This is a genomic window from Janthinobacterium sp. 1L-D-8-B-C4 (genome assembly GCF_057291295.1).
The window spans coordinates 241926-258805 of the sequence record NZ_JBXAVX010000004.1 but is presented as its reverse complement, the minus strand read 5'-3'; the positions used below and the strand labels follow the sequence as shown (position 1 = coordinate 258805).

Annotated in this window: 15 protein-coding genes; 9 read left to right on the top strand and 6 right to left on the bottom strand. The window is 62.5% G+C overall.

Going from position 1 to position 16880, the window contains the following annotated elements; translation table 11 throughout:
• The 4 genes from AC0Z42_RS09925 to AC0Z42_RS09910 all read left to right on the top strand — a co-directional run bounded on the left by AC0Z42_RS09925 (position 1) and on the right by AC0Z42_RS09910 (position 4348).
• On the top strand, positions 1-1335 hold the full coding sequence (locus tag AC0Z42_RS09925) for an MFS transporter (protein ID WP_485468054.1): 1335 nt from the start codon (positions 1-3) through the stop codon (positions 1333-1335).
• Complete coding sequence (locus tag AC0Z42_RS09920) at positions 1280-2128, top strand: fumarylacetoacetate hydrolase family protein (protein ID WP_485468053.1); 849 nt, start codon at positions 1280-1282, stop codon at positions 2126-2128. Before AC0Z42_RS09925 ends, AC0Z42_RS09920 begins: the two co-directional genes overlap by 56 nt.
• A complete protein-coding gene (locus AC0Z42_RS09915; protein WP_485468052.1) occupies positions 2128-2691 on the top strand; it encodes a carboxymuconolactone decarboxylase family protein in 564 nt (187 codons plus the stop codon). Before AC0Z42_RS09920 ends, AC0Z42_RS09915 begins: the two co-directional genes overlap by 1 nt.
• Before the next feature lie 100 nt (positions 2692-2791).
• Positions 2792-4348 carry a S1C family serine protease gene (locus AC0Z42_RS09910; protein ID WP_485468051.1) on the top strand — a complete coding sequence of 519 codons (1557 nt, stop codon included), beginning with the start codon at positions 2792-2794 and terminating at the stop codon, positions 4346-4348.
• 21 nt (positions 4349-4369) lie between these two features.
• Here the strand turns inward: AC0Z42_RS09910 and AC0Z42_RS09905 are convergent, their stop codons facing one another.
• The 3 genes from AC0Z42_RS09905 to yjgA form a co-directional block, all read right to left on the bottom strand.
• Positions 4370-5038, bottom strand: a complete 669-nt coding sequence (locus tag AC0Z42_RS09905) for an alpha/beta hydrolase (RefSeq protein WP_485468050.1) — start codon at positions 5036-5038, stop codon at positions 4370-4372.
• Positions 5035-5664 (bottom strand): molybdopterin adenylyltransferase, encoded by a 630-nt coding sequence (mog, locus tag AC0Z42_RS09900; protein WP_485468049.1) that lies wholly within the window; start codon positions 5662-5664, stop codon positions 5035-5037. The genes AC0Z42_RS09905 and mog overlap by 4 nt, the downstream gene beginning before the upstream one ends.
• A gap of 159 nt (positions 5665-5823) precedes the next feature.
• Positions 5824-6423 (bottom strand): ribosome biogenesis factor YjgA, encoded by a 600-nt coding sequence (gene yjgA, locus AC0Z42_RS09895; RefSeq protein WP_485468048.1) that lies wholly within the window; start codon positions 6421-6423, stop codon positions 5824-5826.
• A gap of 92 nt (positions 6424-6515) precedes the next feature.
• Between yjgA and pmbA the strand changes: the two genes are divergently transcribed.
• The 3 genes from pmbA to AC0Z42_RS09880 all read left to right on the top strand — a co-directional run bounded on the left by pmbA (position 6516) and on the right by AC0Z42_RS09880 (position 11816).
• The gene (gene pmbA, locus AC0Z42_RS09890) at positions 6516-7868 is read left to right on the top strand and encodes a metalloprotease PmbA (RefSeq protein ID WP_485468047.1); all 1353 of its coding nucleotides are present in this window, start codon (positions 6516-6518) and stop codon (positions 7866-7868) included.
• Positions 7869-8087: 219 nt separating this feature from the next.
• Positions 8088-10496 carry a TonB-dependent receptor plug domain-containing protein gene (locus tag AC0Z42_RS09885; protein ID WP_485468046.1) on the top strand — a complete coding sequence of 803 codons (2409 nt, stop codon included), beginning with the start codon at positions 8088-8090 and terminating at the stop codon, positions 10494-10496.
• Positions 10497-10508: 12 nt separating this feature from the next.
• A complete protein-coding gene (locus tag AC0Z42_RS09880; RefSeq protein WP_485468045.1) occupies positions 10509-11816 on the top strand; it encodes an aminotransferase class V-fold PLP-dependent enzyme in 1308 nt (435 codons plus the stop codon).
• Between the two features lie 18 nt (positions 11817-11834).
• Here AC0Z42_RS09880 and AC0Z42_RS09875 read toward each other — a convergent pair whose 3' ends face one another.
• The gene (locus AC0Z42_RS09875; RefSeq protein ID WP_485468044.1) at positions 11835-12953 is read right to left on the bottom strand and encodes a cytochrome-c peroxidase; all 1119 of its coding nucleotides are present in this window, start codon (positions 12951-12953) and stop codon (positions 11835-11837) included.
• A 226-nt stretch (positions 12954-13179) separates the two neighbouring features.
• Positions 13180-14304 (bottom strand): M14 family metallopeptidase, encoded by a 1125-nt coding sequence (locus tag AC0Z42_RS09870; protein WP_485468043.1) that lies wholly within the window; start codon positions 14302-14304, stop codon positions 13180-13182.
• A 143-nt stretch (positions 14305-14447) separates the two neighbouring features.
• On the opposite strand from AC0Z42_RS09870, the gene AC0Z42_RS09865 reads away from it, so the two are divergent.
• Complete coding sequence (locus AC0Z42_RS09865; RefSeq protein WP_485468042.1) at positions 14448-14702, top strand: hypothetical protein; 255 nt, start codon at positions 14448-14450, stop codon at positions 14700-14702.
• Positions 14703-14727: 25 nt separating this feature from the next.
• Here the strand turns inward: AC0Z42_RS09865 and paaX are convergent, their stop codons facing one another.
• Entirely contained in the window at positions 14728-15657 is a 930-nt protein-coding gene (paaX, locus tag AC0Z42_RS09860) for a phenylacetic acid degradation operon negative regulatory protein PaaX (RefSeq protein WP_485468041.1), read from the bottom strand.
• A gap of 232 nt (positions 15658-15889) precedes the next feature.
• Between paaX and paaA the strand changes: the two genes are divergently transcribed.
• Positions 15890-16879, top strand: coding sequence for a 1,2-phenylacetyl-CoA epoxidase subunit PaaA (gene paaA / locus AC0Z42_RS09855; RefSeq protein WP_485468040.1), 990 nt, complete (start codon positions 15890-15892; stop codon positions 16877-16879).
• The last annotated feature ends 1 nt before the right edge of the window (position 16880 follow it).

The following is a 16880-nucleotide window of genomic DNA, read 5'->3' as shown; positions in this document are numbered from 1 at the left end:
ATGCAAGCCACCGCTGGCCGCAGCCCCGTGGCTATCTTTTGCCTGGTGTTCCTGCCGTTCGCGCTCGGCCATTACCTGTCGTGCTTGCTGCGCGCAATCAATGCCGTGCTGACGGACGAACTGCTGTCCTCGGTGCACCTGGGCGCCACGCAACTGGGTTTGCTGACCAGCGCATTTTTCCTGGCGTTTGCGCTGGTGCAATTGCCGGTCGGCATGGCGCTGGACCGCCACGGTCCGCGCGCGGTACAACTGGTGCTGATGAGCGTGGCGGCGCTGGGCGTATGGCTGTTCAGCCGTGGCCATGGCTTTGCCGAGCTGCTGTGTGCGCGCGCCGTGATGGGCGCTGGCCTGGGCGGCTGTTTCATGGCTGCCGTGAAAGCCATTTCGGGCGCGGTGGCGCCGGCGCGCCTGCCGTCCGTGCATGGCTACCTGATCGCCGTGGGCGGGCTGGGCGCAGCCAGCGCCACCCTGCCGGTAAAAGTCGCGCTCGACCATACCGACTGGCGCGGCCTGTTCCTGTGGCTGGCGCTGGCCGTGCTGGCGGTGGGCTTGCTGATCCGCATGCTGTCGCCCGCACCAACGGCGACCGTGGCGGTCGCGCCCAAGGCTGGCATCCTGCAGGTCTACCGCGACCCCGCGTTTCGCCGCACGATTGCCCTGCTGCTGTTGCCGCACAGCGTGTTTTTCGGCGTGCAGGGCTTGTGGATAGGGCGCTGGCTCAGCGACGTCGGCGGCATGACGGACGACGCTGTCGCCTATTTGCTGTATCTGGGCATGGCGGCCGTCATCTTTGGCGCCATCGCCATGGGCATGCTGACGGAATGGGCGGGCCGGCGCGGCGTCACGCCGATGCAGGTGGCGGCATGGGGCGTGCTGCTGTTCGTGCTGGTGCAGTTCGCCATGGCGATGAATGTGCGGCCCGGCCTGCCCATGCTGTCGGTGCTGTTTACCTTGTTGGGCACGGTGGCGGGGCTGGAATACACCATCGTCGCGCAAAGCGTGCCGCCGGGCATGACTGGCCGCGCCGCCACCTGTTTGAACCTGCTGATCTTCAGCGGCGCCTTCCTGGTGCAGGCCGGTTTTGGCCTGGTGCTGGGCTGCTGGCCGGGCAACGCCGCGCACCAGTATCCGCCGCAGGCTTACCAGGCCGCGTTCGGCCTGCTGGCGCTGCTGCAGCTGCCGGGACTTGCGATGTTTTTCATCGGCCGCCACAGGCGTGCCGGGCCATCCGGTAAAATGATGGCCTGCACAGCGGCAATGATCAACTCCAAGGAAGAATATGAAACTCGTTCGTTATGGTCGTCCCGGCAAGGAAAAACCGGGCCTGATCGATGAAGAAGGCAAACTGCGCGACCTGTCCGGCGTGATTGCCGATATCGATGGCGCGCAATTGTCCGACAAGGCGCTGCGCAAGCTGACCAAGCTCGACGAAAAAACCCTGCCGCTGGTACGCGGCAATCCGCGCTTCGGCGTGCCGGTCGCCAAGGTCGGCAAGTTCATCGGCATCGGCCTGAACTACGCTGATCACGCGGCCGAATCGGGCATGCCGATTCCGGCCGAGCCGATCGTCTTCATGAAGGCGATTACCTGCCTGAACGGCCCGGACGACACCGTGGTGTTGCCGAAGGGGTCGAAAAAGACCGACTGGGAAGTGGAACTGGGTGTGATCATCGGCACGCGCGCGCAATACGTCAGCGAAGAAGATGCGCTGAAATATGTGGCCGGCTATTGCGTCGTCAACGATGTTTCCGAGCGCTCCTACCAGCTCGAACGCGGCGGTACCTGGGACAAGGGCAAGGGCTGCGACACCTTCGGCCCGGTCGGCCCATGGCTGGTAACGCGCGACGAAGTGATCGACGAGCAGGACCTGGACCTGTACCTCGAAGTGAACGGCAAGCGCATGCAGACCGGCAACACGCAAACCATGATCTTCACGGTCGCGCAAATCGTCAGCTACCTGTCGCAATTCATGACCCTGGAACCGGGCGACGTGATCGCCACCGGTACCCCGCCGGGCGTGGGCCAGGGCCGCAAGCCGCAGCGCTTCCTGAAAAAAGGCGACACCATGCGCCTGGGTATCGCCGGCCTGGGCGAGCAGCAGCAGGACGTGGTTGCCTGGACCGCCTGATGCCGGGTTTTGACGTGGACCGCTTGCCGCCGCTGCCGCTGGAACAACTTAATGGACGGCAGCGCGCTGCCGCGCAAGCGATTATCGACGGTCCGCGCGGGGCGCTGTACGGCCCCTTCGTGCCGCTGATACGCAGTCCCGAGCTGATGGAAACGGCGCAGCGCATGGGAGAGTATTTGCGCTACCGCAGCGCGATCGGCACGCGCCTGTCCGAACTGGCGATCCTGGTGACGGCGCGGCAATGGGACCAGCAGGTCGAGTGGGCGATACACGCGCCGCTGGCGGCGCAAAATGGCATTGCGCAGGCAGCGATCGACGCGATCGCCGAGCGGCGCGCGCCTGAAAGCCTGCTCGAAGACGAGCAGGCCGTGCATGATTTCTGTATCGAATTGCAGCAGAACAAGCGCGTGGGCGACGCTACCTATGTGCGCGCCCTGGCGCTGTTCGGCGAGCACGGCGTCATCGACCTGATGGGCATCAATGGCTATTACACCTTTCTGGCCATGGTGATGAATGGCGCGCAGACGGCCGTGCCGCGATCGGGAGTGACGCCACTGCCGTAGCAGGTCTTGGGAGGGCGGCCAGGATGATGGACAAACTGTAATTTTTGCGAGTGTTGCGCAATATATACTTTATTTCCCACCATCCATTGTTTGATCGACCATGAAAATTCGCATTTGCCAGTCCCTGATGGGCCGCGCCTTGCTGGCGTTGGCCCTTTCTTTTTCTCCGTTGGTGGCGGTGCACTCGATGGCGGCCGAGACCGCTTCCACGGCCAACGCCACGGCGCTGGAAAACGCCGTCGTCAAGGTCTTTTCCACCTTGCGCCGGCCCGATCCCTACAAGCCATGGAGCAAGGCCGCGCCGCAGTCGGTGACGGGGTCGGGCGTGGTGATCGACGGCCACCGCATCCTGACCAATGCACACATGGTCGGTTACGCCAGCCAGGTGCAGATCCAGGCCAATGGTTCCGGCGACAAGCTGTCGGCCACTGTGCTGGCCATTTCCGAAGGCATGGACCTGGCCTTGCTGAAGGTCGACGACGACAGTTTCTTCGATACCCATAAGCCCATGCCGCGCGCCAATGTCTTGCCGGATGTGCGCGATGCCGTACTGGCCTACGGCTATCCGCTGGGCGGCAATTCCTTGTCCATCACCAAGGGCATCGTCTCGCGCATCGAGTTCGTGCACTACCATTATCCCGTCTCGGGCTTGCGCATCCAGATCGATGCGGCGATCAATCCCGGTAACAGCGGCGGCGCCGTGATTGCCGGCGACAAGATGATCGGCCTGGCGTTTGCCACCGTGACCAATGCGCAAAACATGGGCTACATCATTCCCAACGAAGAGATCGAGCTGTTCCTGCGCGACCAGGACAGTGGCGCGCCCAAGGGCAAGCCGGCGCTGTTCGACGTGACGCAGACGATGGAAAATCCGGCCCTGCGCAGCATGCTCAAGCTCGACAAAAGTGTCGAGGGCGCCATCGTGATGACGCCGGCCAGCAAGGACGCGCAATATCCGCTCAAGGAATTCGATGTCATCACAAAAATTGGCGACTACCCCATCGACAACCAGGGCATGGTCAAGCTGACCGCCAACAGCCGCGTACGCTTCCAGTACCGGGTGCAGCAGCTGGCGAAAAACGGCATGCTGCCCCTGACCGTGGTACGCCATGGCGCGCCGCTGCAGGTCAGCGTGCCGGTCTCGTCTTCGCATCCGATGCTGGTGCCAAGCCTGGAAGGCGCCTATCCATCGTATTTCATCTTTGGCCCGATGGTGTTTTCAAAAGTGACGGCTGAATTCATGGCCGGCCCCAACGCCAATGCGCCGATGCTGGTGGGCATGAGTTTTGCCGGCAATCCGCTCGTTACGCGGCGCGGCGATGCACCGGACGCCAACCGCCAGGAACTGGTGGTGGTTTCCGCGCCATTCTTCCCGCACAAGCTGATGAATGGCTACGGCAACCGTTTCTTCTCGGTCGTGTATTCGGTCAATGGCATCCCCGTGCGCAGCCTGGCGCACATGGTGACCCTGCTGCGCGACCTGCCCGACGAGATGGTCACTTTCCGCTTCGAGCAGCGCGATGCGGAACTGGTGGTGGTGCCGCGCAAGGAAATGCTGGCGGCCACCGAAGCGGTGCTGAGCGACAACGGCATCCGCTCCGAAGCGTCACCGGACATGCTGAAGGTCTGGAATGACAAAACGACGGCCAACAATTAGGTCGCCGTCGTCTGTTTTGTTTTAAGCCAGCACTTTTTTCAGCCAGACGCCGATCGCGTCAATTTCTTCCTGGCACAGCGAATGCTGCATGCGGTAGGTATGCCATTCCACCTGGTAGCCCAGGCCGGTCAGCAGGTCGCGCGACTGTTCGGCGCGGGCGATTGCCACCACCGGGTCGGCCGTGCCGTGCGCCATGAAGATCGGCGTTTCCAGGCTGGCTGGCGTACGCTCGGCAGCGGTCTTGTCGGCCAGCGGCAGATAGCCGGACAGGCACATCAGGCCGGCCAGTTTTTCAGGGTGGCGCAAGCCCGTTTGCAAGGTCATGGCGCAGCCTTGCGAGAAGCCGGCCAGGATAATGCGGCTGGCGGGAATGCCGCGTTCTTTTTCGCGCGCGATCAGCGCTTCGATCTGTGCCTGCGAGGCGCGCAGGCCGCCTTCGTCTTCGCGGCGCACCAGGTCGCTCGTCAGAATGTCGTACCACGAACGCATCACATAGCCGTTGTTGATGGTGACGGGCATGGTGCCGGCGTTCGGGAAGATAAAGCGGATCGCAGGACAGCCGCGCAGGTCGAGTTCCTTGACCAGCGGCACGAAGTCATTGTTGTCGGCGCCCAGGCCGTGCATCCAGATAATCGCGACGGTCGGGTTCGGTGCGCTGTCGAGTTCGATGGTTTCCAGCAAAGTGCTCATGTGTTTTCCTCTGGGATGATGGGCGCCGGACGCAGCGCCGATTTGGGACGGAAGGCCTTGCACACGACCGGGTCGGTTTCCATATACGGACCACCGATCAGGTCGATGCAATACGGCACGGCGGCAAAGATGCCGTTGACCAATTGCTTGCCTTCGGCATCTTTCAGGCCTTCCAGGGTTTCCTTGATGGCTTTCGGCTGGCCTGGCAGATTCATGATCAGGCAGGCGCGCTCGGGCGTTTCGCGGATTACCGCCACCTGGCGCGACAGTATCGCCGTCGGCACGAACTGCAGGCTGATCTGGCGCATCTGTTCGCCAAAGCCCGGCATCTCTTTGGTGCCCACCGACAAGGTCGCGTCCGGCGTCACGTCGCGCCGCGCCGGCCCCGTGCCGCCGGTGGTCAGTATCAAATGGCAATGGTTCAGGTCGACCATGTCGATCAGGGTGTTTTCAATCTGCGAGCGCTCGTCGGGAATCAAGCGCTTTTCCAGCCGGTAAGGCGTGCGCAGCGCGGCCGCCAGCCAGCTTTCCAGGGCCGGGATGCCCTGGTCTTCATATACGCCGCCGCTGGCGCGGTCCGAGATCGACACGAGGCCGATAATCAATTCGTCTTCGAGAGTGGTCATGGGGCACCTGTCTATGTCGTAAAAACCAAAAAACCGGGCTGGTTCCCGGTTTTTTCCCAACCCCAAGCAAGGACTGGGGTCGGACCCTCAGGGGTGATAAGCCCCAGTGGGGCGTATCACGATCCTGAAAGGACCGACCCCGGCTTTTGCACTTGGGGTTTATTCGTCTTCTTCGGCGTCAACGCCTTCTTCATCCGCATCATCCTTGCCGCCATTGTTCTTCTTGGCGATCTGTTTCAGGATCTGGAAGATTTCGCGGTAGGCTTTCGGCGGCTTGTTCTCGGCCTGCTCCTTGCGGGCATTGCGGATCAGGGTGCGCAGGTGCTGCACGTCGAGTTCCGGGTTTTCCGACAGCAGCAAGGTCAGCGCCTTGTCGTCCGTCAGCAGCTTGTCGCGGCGGCGTTCCATCGCGTGCATGGCGGCGGTGTCGGCTTTCGACAAGCCTTTCCAGCTGTCGATGGTGCGCTGGATGGCGGCAACTTCTTCATCATCGAGGGTGCGCATTTTCTTGCCAACATATTGCAGCTGGCGGCGGCGGCCTTCGTGATCCTTGATCAGCTGGCATTCGAGGATGGCGTCGCGCACGTCTTCGGGCATCGGAACGCGCTTGACGCGGTCGCGTGCTTCATTGACTAATTCTTCGCCCAGCTTTTGCAGGACGGTCATCTGGCGCTTGAGTTCCGACTTCGAAGGACGTTCATATTCCTGTTCGAATTCGGACGATTGGAAGCCGCAAGCTCCCCGGTTTGGATTTGGCATGATAAGGCGGGATTGGCCGCGTAGGCCGCACCTGTAAACTGTAAACGACTGCTATCATAACCTTTTTAGGGCCTTTCCGAAGAAAACAGCACATGAACGAGTCCGTATTTACCCATACTCAAGAGCAACTGCAGCAACTTGCCCGTGATGTGTTGTCTTTTGCGCGCGAAGCGGGCGGCAGCGATGCGGCGGTCGAAGTCAGCGAAGGTAGCGGCCTGTCCGTTTCTGTACGAAAAGGCAAGATCGAAACCATCGAACAGAACCGCGACAAAGGCATGGGCGTGACCGTGTTTGTCGGCAAGAAACGCGGCAATGCCAGCACCTCCGATTTTTCACCGGCCGCCCTGCGCGCCACGGTGGACGCGGCCTACAATATCGCCCGCTTCACGGCCGAGGACGATTGCGCCGGCCTGGCCGACGCCGACATGCTGGAAATGTCGCCGCGCGACCTGCAGCTGTTCTACCCATGGCTGATCTCCACCGAAGAAGCCGTGGTGCTGGCGCAGCGTGGCGAAGCGGCCGCGTTTGCCGTCGATCCACGCATCACCAACAGCGAAGGCGCCAGCGTGCACGTGCAGCAATCGCACTTTGTGTCGGCCAATTCGCGCGGCTTTATCGGCGGCTATCCGTTTTCGCGCCACACCTTGTCGGTGGCGCCGATCGCCGGCAAGGGCGCCAAGATGCAGCGCGACGACTGGTATTCGTCGGTGCGCGATGCGTCAAAAATGTCGAGCCCCGAGGCCATCGGCCGCTACGCCGCCGAGCGCGCGCTGTCGCGCCTGAACGCGCGCAAGCTCGGCACGCGTACCTGCCCGGTGCTGTTCGAGGCGCCGCTGGCGGCCGGCCTGCTGGGGACCTATGTGCAGGCAACTTCGGGCGGTGCGCTGTACCGCAAGTCCACTTTCCTCAATGACTCGCTGGGCACGCAGGTGCTGCCCGCTCACGTGCAGATCTTTGAAGACCCGCACGTGATCGGCGGCGTCGGCTCGGCGCCGTTCGACGAAGAAGGCGTGAAAACCGTCAGCCGCGAGGTGGTCAAGGATGGCGTGGTGCAAGGCTATTTCCTGTCGACCTACACCGCGCGCAAACTGGGCATGCAGACCACGGGCAATGCGGGCGGCTCGCACAATCTGTACATGAGCTCCAGCCTGACGGCGCCCGGCGATGATTTTGCCGCCATGCTGAAAAAGCTCGGCACGGGTTTGCTGGTAACAGAACTGATGGGGCAGGGCACCAATTACGTGACGGGCGACTATTCGCGCGGCGCCTCCGGCTTCTGGGTTGAAAACGGCGTGATTCAATATCCGGTGGAGGAGATCACGATTGCCGGCAACATGAAAGACATGCTGCGCCATATCGTCGCCATCGGCGCCGACGTGCTGCGCCGCGGCACCAAGGAAACCGGTTCCATCCTGATCGAGAGCATGGTGGTGGCGGGCGGCTGAACGCCGTGCTGCTGCTCCCCAAGGCGCCGCTGGCGCCTTTTTTTTCGTGCTGGCTGGTCATACGGCGGACATATTCGCTTCGTATGATGTGGCTGCTTCATTAATGGCGAGTTAGATGCTTTTAATGTAAGTAAGCCGAACTTCGTGATATTTCATGCAAGATTCAAGTCTGCATGGTCGCGTCGTTGTCTTATCCAACCTGCATAGTGAACCTTCTCGATGACCTCTTCCCGTACCCGCATCGCCCGTGCCGTGGCCCTGATGTGTGCCATGAGCGCCGTGTTTGCCAGCCAGGCGCACGCCCATGGCGATGCGCCCGCTGCCGCTGTCGCCAATGACGCCGTGGACACCCCGCAAGCGGTGATCGTCACCGGCACGCGCGGCAGCAACCGCACCCAGTTCGACACCATGGCGCCGGTCGACGTGTTCAACCGCGAAGATATCGGCGCGGTCGAATCGTCGGACCTGAACGATGTGCTGGCGCAACTGGTGCCATCGTATGTGGTGCAGCGCTTGCCGATGGCTGACGGGCAGGTGTTCGTGCGCCCGGCTACCTTGCGCGGCCTGTCGCCCGACCAGACCCTGGTGCTGGTCAATGGCAAGCGTTTCCACCGCAGCGCGCTGCTCGGCGCGCGCGGCGCGCAGGCGCCCGACCTGGCGCAGATACCCGTGTCGGCCATCAAGCGCATCGAAGTGCTGCGCGACGGCGCCTCGGCCCAGTACGGTTCCGACGCGATTGCCGGCGTGATCAATATCATTCTCGACGATACGGTCGGCACGGAATTGTCGGTGCACCATTCGCAATATGGCGAAGGCGACGGCAAGGCCAACGAGCTCAACCTGAAGACGGGTTTTGCGTTTGGCGAGACGGGCAAGGCCAGCATTTTCGGCGCGCTGGCCAAGTCCGACCCCACCTCGCGCACGCGCCAGCGGGCCGACGCCATCGCGTTCCAGCAAGCGCATCCGGAACTGAAGGTGCCGAACCCGGTGCAGCGCTGGGGCCAGCCTGAACTCAAAAGCCAGCGCCTCGGCTTCAATGCCAGCATGGCCTTGTCCGACAGTATCGAACTGTATGGTTTTGGCCTGTACAGCCACAGCGACGGCACCTCGGACTTCAACTGGCGCAATCCCGACACCAGCACCGGCGCCTATAAAACCAGCACCGTGTTTCTCGGCTGGGACTTGCGCAGCGTGTACCCGCTCGGCTTCAGCCCCAGCTACTCGAACGAGCAGGACGACCTGCAGTTCGTTGCCGGCCTGCGCGGGCGCATCAGCGAGCAACTGGGCTGGGACGTCAGCGCGTCGTTCGGCCGCAACCGCATCGACTACGAGCTGGCCAATTCCATCAATGCCTCGATGGGGCCAATCAGTCCGACGGCTTTCTACCTGGGCCGCTTGTCGCAAACGGAAAAAATCCTCAACGCCAACTTCAACTATGAATTGCCGGTCGCGGCGCTGCCGCAGCCGGTCAATATCGCCTTTGGCGCAGAGGCGCGCAATGAAACCTATGGCGTGAAGGCCGGCGACACGGCATCGTGGACGGTGGGGCCGGGCGCGGCGGTGGGGCTGGACGCCAACGCGAATGGCGCGCCCGGCTTCAGCAGCCGCCAGGCGGGCAGCTGGGGCCAGGACAGCTACGCCGCCTACCTCGACGTGGAAGTGCCGGTGAGCCGCGCGCTGAGCCTGGGCGGCGCGGCCCGTTATGAACATTTCTCCGAGTTCGGCAGCACCGTCAACGGCAAGCTGTCGGCGCGCTATGCCTTGAGCAGCGAGCTGGCCTTGCGCGGTTCGTACTCGACCGGTTTTCGCGCGCCGACGCCGGGCCAGTCGAATACCAACAGCACCAACCAGGGATTGGACACCAAGACGCTGCTGTTGTTTACCAGCGGCCGCCTGGCCAACAACGACCCGCTGGCGGTACTGCTGGGTGCCCAGCCATTGAAACCGGAAAAGTCGAAGAACCTGTCGCTGGGTTTTACGTGGAAGACGCCGGCGGGCTTTTCCGGTTCCGTCGATGTGTATGACATCAAGGTCAGCGACCGCTTCAGCACGTCCGCGTCGTTTGCCGTGCCAGCCGGGGTGGCCAATCCGCTGCGCTACACCTCGGTCAGCTATTTCACGAACGACTTCGACACCACCACGCGCGGCATCGATATCGTCGGCAGCCACCTGAGCCGTATCGCCGACGGCAAGCTGAACCTGACCCTGGCCTACAACTACAACACCACAAAGGTGGATGGCGGCAACTCCAGCCTGGTGACCAACCCGGCCCAGCGGCAAGTCTTCGAAGAACGCCTGCCGCGCCAGAAAGCCACCATCAGCGGCAACTATGAGCTGGGTAACTGGAACACGCTGGCGCGCGTGCGCTACTACGGTGCATGGACCGACAACACCGGCAATACCACCGGCGATATCTTCCAGCGCTTTGGCGCCATGCAATTTCTCGACCTGGCGGCCAGCTACAAGATCACGGACACGCAATCGATCCGCGCCGGCATCGATAATGTGCTCGATAAATATCCCGACGAAGCGACGTTCCAGGCCAGCCGTGGCCTGATTTATTCGCGCAACGCGCCGTATGATACGGATGGCCGCAATCTGTATGTCGAATACAAAGTGAAATTTTAAGGGGCGATGGTGATGATGAATCCACAACGCCGGGCGCTGCTGCGCGCCGGCTCCCTGGCGGCCGCGCTGCCGCTGGCTGCAGGGTCTGCCGGGGCGGCGTCCACAACTGTACCGACTTTGCCGCAGTTGCCGGCCGGCGCCACGCCAGACAGCCTGGCCGGCAACCAGGCCTACTGGCAGGCGGTGGCCGCGCAATACGACAGCACCGATGCGGTCGTGCAGCTCGATAACGCTTTCTGGGGTTCGATGGCCAGGCCGGTACTGGCCGATTACCAACAGCAACTGGCCATGGTCAACCGCGACAACGCCTGGTATGCGCGCATGCGCTTTCCGGCCGACTTCGAGGCGGCCCGCGCGGCGGCGGCCAGGGCGCTGGGTGTCGGTACGGACGAGATCGTGCTGACGCGCGGCGCCACCGAAGCGCTGCAAGTGCTGATCGCCGGCTACAACCGCTTGCGCCCGGGTGACACGGTGCTGCATGCCGATATCGACTACGACAACATGATCACGGTCACGCGCTGGCTGCAGCAGCGGCGCGGCGCCGAGGTGGTGGCGATCGACATGCCCGAGCCGTTCACGCATGACAATGTCATCGATGCTTATGAGCAAGCGATGGCGCGCCACCCGAAGCTCAAACTGATGCTGCTGACGCATGTGAACCACCGCAACGGCATGGTCTTGCCGGTGGCAGAGATCAGCCGCATGGCGCGCGCGCGGGGCATCGATGTGATCGTCGATACCGCGCACGGCTTCGGCCAGCTCGACATGACGATCCCCGACCTGCAAGCGGATTTTGTCGGCATCAACCTGCACAAATGGATAGGCGCGCCGGTGGGCGTGGGCGCCGCCTATATCAAGCGGGGCAGGGCGGCCGATATCGACCCCTATATGGGTGAAAAGGCGGGCGACGATATCCGTACCCGCGTGCATACGGGGACGGTGAACTTTGCCGCCTACCTGAGCCTGCCGGTGGCGCTCGACTTGCATGCACGCATCGGCGTGGCCAACAAGCAGGCGCGGCTGCGGCTGCTGCGCAACCGCTGGGTGGAGGCGGCGCGCGGCATCGATGGAATTGAAGTACTGGCTTCAAGCGACCCGCGCCTGACCAGTGCGATTGCCTCGTTCCGCCTGAAGGGGAAAACCAGCGTGGCCGACAGTTACGCGCTGTCGAAAACGCTGGTGCGCGAACACGGTATCTTTGCCGTGCCGCGCGACGGCCTGGCTTCCGGCGCTTGCGTGCGCGTCACGCCAGGCATCTTTACGCCCGAGTCGCACCTGGACCGGCTGGTGGAAGCCTTGCGCAAGGTGGCCAAGGGGTAACGTGACAGGCGCGCGGCATCACTGCTGCACCTGGTAGCCATCGGTCAGCGTGGCCAGGAATTTCACCATGTCCTCGATTTCGCCCTCTGTCAACGCCGGCGCCATGCCGCGCTGGCGGTCGTACGGCGCTTCCTTGGTATTCACATTGGCGCGATACCTGGCCGGCAGGTCGTTGAACTTCTGTACCTTCCCTTGTTTGTTGCGCGGATACCATTGCCCGGGATGGGTATCGCGCCGCACGTAAAAGCGCAGTGCATCGGCGAGGTTGTCGAACACGCCGTTGTGAAAGAAAACTTGTCGCGTAGCCACGTTGCGCAAAGTCGGTACTTTAAAGGCGCCGCACAGCGCAGCCTTGTTCGCCAGGTCGGTACGGTCGGGGCCGCACAGTCCCAGGTCGAAATAGGCGGCCTCGGCATTGGCGGGAATACGCGGATTGCGCGGCAGGCCCAGATTGTCGAAACTGAAGTCGGTAAACAGCGGCGGCGCGCCGTTCTCGCCACGCACGCTGGGGTGGCAGGCGGCGCAATTGCCCTTGCGTTCATCGTTGAACAGGGCCAGCCCGCGCAATTCCGCCAGTGCCAATGGCACCTGGCTGGACAGGAACAAATCGTATTTGGAATCGTAGCGGTGGAAGTCCGGCTCTTCCTGCTGGAACTGCTGCAAGGCATGCGTGATGCGGCCGAACGCCTGGCGCGGCTGGGAGAAAATGGCGTCGCCGTACACCTGGCGGAACTGCGGCGCATAGCTGCTGCGGCTTACGCGCCCAACCACCTCGTCGGTGCTGGCATTGGCCATTTCATGCGGCGCCAGGAACGGGCGTTCGGCCTGTTCGGCCAGATTGCGGGCACGGCCGTCGCGGTTGATGCCGCCGTTCGGCACGCCTTCGCCATCCATGCTGAACGGCGGATTGTGTTCCAGGTAGCGCAGCGACGGCGTGGCGCGGTAGCCCGGCACCTTGCCGTCGGCGCCGCCCAGTTGCACCGCCAGCTTGTTGCCCGGCGCATGGGCGTGCGCCGGATCGTGACAGCTGGCGCACGACTGCTTGCCCGATGCCGACAGGCTGGCATCATTGAAAATCTGCCGCCCCAGTTGCGCCGCCGGGCTCAGCTGCGCCGCACTGCCAGTTGCCGCATGCAAGATCGAAAAACACAATATGCACACGTGTGCAAAACAGGTCGTTGAAAAGCGTGCTGCAGCGTGAAGCTGGTCAATGTTTTTCATATGGGAGGCGTGGTTGGCAAGAGGAAAGATCGGCACTGCTGCGGCTAGTATAGGCAGCAATGCCGTCGATGGCAACGACTTGCCATGCTGCGCTGCGCAACAGCTGGCCCGCCAGGGCGGCAGGCCAGTGCGAGACGCGCGATTACGCGCGCAGGCTCGACAGGATCGGCTGCAGCACGGCCGCGCCGAGGGCGGCGCTGCGCGCGCCGCTCCAGCCGGTTTGCTGGTCGGGGTCGTTGGCATTGTCCTTGAACGGCAGTTCCAGGGTCAGCGACAAACAGCCGAACGCGTGCGTGATATGGGGCGAACCCATGGTCAGCACTTCGGGCGTGAACGGGCCGTCTTCGTAGCCGTGCTCGTCCTGGAAGTCGGGGCTGGCCACCTTGAAGTCGGCGATAAAGCGGTCCTGCTCGGCCTTTTGTGCTGGCGTGAAATTTTCCAGCGCATCGCTGCCGGCCACGAATACATACGGCAGGCCTTCGTCGCCATGCACGTCGAGGAACAGGTCGCAGCCGATTTCATGCATTTTCTGTTTCACCAGGAACACTTCCGGGCTGCGCTCCATGGTCGGCGTCATCCATTCGCGGTTCAGGTTGGCGCCGGCCGCATTGGTGCGCAGGTTGCCGTGCACGGAACCGTCCGGATTCATGTTCGGCACCACGTAGAAGACGGCGTCCTGCAGGCACTGGCGGGCAAACGGGTTGGCCTGGTCCAGCAGCGCTTCGAGCATGCCTTCGACAAACCATTCGGCCATCGTTTCACCCGGATGCTGGCGCGCGATGACCCAGACTTTTTTCTCGGCATCGGCGTCGCCGATCACCAGCAGATTCATGTCGCGCCCTTCCACTGTGCTGCCCAGGTCGATCAAACGCACCAGCGGCGAAGCTTGCGCGCTGTCGATCAGCGCCAGGTGGCGGTCCCATGGATACGGCTCGAAGTAGGCGTAATACACGCTTTCTTCTTCCGGCGTGTGTTCGATGGTCATCACGCTGCCGTCAAAGCTGGTCGGCACGCGGAACCAGGTTTCGCGGTCGTAGCTGGCCACGGCCTGGTAGTCTTTCCAGCCGTCCGGGTAGGCAGATTTTCCCGCGTTCATGAAGCGGATCGTGCACGCCTCGCCTTGCGCGCCCTGCAGGCGGAAGTAAAACCATTGCGTGATGTCGGCGTGGGAGTCCTTGCGGATGTTCAGTTCGATGGCGCTGGCATCGTCGGCGCGCAGCACCTCGATCGCGCCGGCATCGAACTGCTGGCTGATTTTAATGGTCATGAATGTTCCTGGTAAAAACAAGTTAGGGTTTGCATCGTGTGCAATGGCGCGATGATACCCGTTTTGCCGCTGGCTTTGTGCCGGCGCAAACGCCAGTGCGGCTGCTTTGCTAACGTGAAAGCTCCAACAACCGGGAGAACATCATGGACGACAATGGCAAACATGTACGCGAGCTGGAAAAGAAGGTCAGCGCCCTCAGCGACGCGCTGGCGCACCTGGGCAAGGGCACGACCTTGCAGGAACTGCTGCGCATCCTGCGCTTTCCCGGCTATACCACGCCGGCCGAGCTGACCTTCAACCACGCCATCCTCGACGCCATGCAGCTGCAGGTCAATGCGCTCGACAAGCTGGGTCAGGACCTGCTGGCTGGCGCGAAGCAAGTGGTGGCAAAACAATAGCCGTTTGCTGAAGGCCTGGCTCTTCTCAGGTGTTCAGGCCGCCGAAGCGCTCAAAAAACCACGGCTCCACATCGGCCGCCTGCTCGTCCTCGCGCCGCAAGGTGGCCAGGATATGCTGTTCCGCCGCCGCATAGGTGCGCCGGTACAGTGCACGCGCCAGCGCATAGGCTTGCGTGCCGGGCCACGGCTCGGGCAGCAGTTCGACCGGCAACTGCGGATCGTGCAGCTGCACCCGCCGATACGCGTGGGTCAATAGCGAGCGGATCACGAAAGCCTGCTCGGCATCGATCGCGGGCTGGGCCTGCAGCACCGCCAGCAGCGGCTGGAAGCTGGCGATGAATTTTTCGTAGCCTGCCATCACTTCCGACAAGTCCCAGCATTCGGCCACCATCTCGCGCAAGGGGCGCCCGCTGACGCCGGGCAACTCCGTGCTGTGGCAGACATACAGCTTGCCCTGTACTTCATTGCGCACCAGGATGTCTTCCAGTGCGTCGCCATTGCTGGCCGGGTGGCCGAAGATGCCGGGCGCGACCAGGCCATAGCCGGCCCACAGCAATTCCTTGCGCAGCGCGCCCCGTTCGCTGGCGTTGATATTACCGGCCGCGCCGATTACCAGGGTCCAGCTGCCATCCCAGTGCTTGACCAGCGGCGCGTAGATGCGGCGGTAGGCGCGCTCGAAGCGGGCCAGCGCTTCCGGGCGGATCGCATAGGCGCTGCGGCGGCCATCCCTTTGCGAGCTGAGCCAGCCTTCCTGCGCCAGGCGGAATACGCTGGTGCGCAGCAGGCGGTCATTGACGCCGAACGGCGCCAGCAGCTCGATCAGGCTGCCCAGCCAGATCGAGCCGCCGCGAGGCACGATGGCGTCGCCAAAGATCGTCATCACCAGCGACTTCGAACGGGGCGGGTCAGTGGCGAGGAAATCGGCTATCCATGCGGTGCAAGCGGTGTTGTTCATGTGTTCCTGGTCTGGCTGTAACGGGTATTTTGATAAAGGCAGCAGTCTACTTGACGCAGCGTTTGCCCTGCGTTGGCGCACGCACTATTTTTAATATCATACCCTTGCCAAAGGAACATAAGATACGGAATTTTCAAATGATTCAAATCAAGTGTATGCAAATCGATTTATGTATCGTATTATCCGTTATCGCTTTGCGCAACAGCGCAAGCCACCCATTGGGAGACAGATCATGTACGCACAAATGGTTGAAACCGGCCTCAAGAACGTTCGTTCCATCGACGACATGGGCGCGGAAGAGCAGGCTTTCCAGGCACGCATCGACGAAGGCATCAAGATCGAGGCCAAGGACTGGATGCCCGACGCTTACCGCAAGACCCTGATCCGCCAGATTTCGCAGCACGCCCACTCGGAAATCGTCGGTCAATTGCCAGAAGGCAATTGGGTCACGCGCGCGCCGACCCTGAAACGCAAATCGATCCTGCTGGCCAAGATCCAGGACGAAGCGGGCCACGGCCTGTACCTGTACAGCGCGGCTGAAACCCTCGGTGTCTCGCGCGACGAGCTGCTGGCTGCCTTGCACTCGGGCAAAGCCAAGTATTCGAGCATCTTCAATTACCCGACCCTTTCGTGGGCCGACATGGGCGCCATCGGCTGGCTGGTCGACGGCTCGGCCATCATCAACCAGATTCCGCTGTGCCGCTGCTCGTATGGCCCGTATGCACGCGCCATGATCCGCGTCTGCAAGGAAGAATCGTTCCATGCGCGCCAGGGCTACGACATCATGATGTCGCTGTGCAAGGGCACGCCAGAACAGAAAGCCATGGCGCAGGACGCCCTGAACCGCTGGTGGTGGCCGTCGCTGATGATGTTCGGTCCGTCCGACGCCGCTTCCGTCAACAGCGCGCAGTCGGCGCAATGGCGCATCAAGCTGTTTTCGAACGACGAACTGCGCCAGCGCATGGTCGACCAGACCGTGCCGCAGATCGAATACCTGGGCCTGACCGTGCCCGATCCCGACCTGAAATTCAATGCCGACACCGGCCACTATGAATTCGGCGAGATCGACTGGTCCGAGTTCAACAATGTATTGAAGGGCAATGGCCCATGCAACCGCGAACGCCTGCAAACGCGCGTGAAAGCGTATGAAGACGGCGAGTGGTTCCGTGATGCGCTGGTCGCTTATGCGGACAAACAAGCCGCAGTCAAAGCGGCAGCCTGAG